Below are 358 nucleotides of genomic sequence, written 5' to 3' on the forward strand. Positions count from 1 at the left end.
ATACCATTACCAATGCAGTTGTAGTAAAAGTCGCTCAGCAAAATATTGCGCGTTATGACAAATCGGGTGAACAGCATTACGATCTCGTTTCTGCCTTTATCAAATCGATTCGTGGTAGTGATCCAGATGCGGCTTTGTACTGGATGGCGCGGATGCTTAAAGGTGGGGAAGATCCGGTTTTTATTGCAAGACGTATGTTGATTGCCGCTTCAGAAGACATTGGAAACTCGAATCCAAATGCACTATTGCTTGCAGGTGAATGTTTCCGTTCTGTACAGGCGGTGGGAATGCCGGAGGCTCGAATTATTTTGGGTCAAACAGCAGTTTATTTAGCGACCAGTGCAAAAAGTAATAGTAC

1 pseudogene is annotated in these 358 nt (G+C 44.1%); it reads left to right on the plus strand.

The features are described from left to right. Positions 1 to 358: pseudogene (locus ACNQ0W_RS25445) on the plus strand (replication-associated recombination protein A); the annotation flags it as partial.

Source organism: Enterobacter cloacae complex sp. 6730903, from assembly GCF_048283985.1.
Classification (GTDB): Bacteria; Pseudomonadota; Gammaproteobacteria; order Enterobacterales; family Enterobacteriaceae; genus Enterobacter; species Enterobacter hormaechei_C.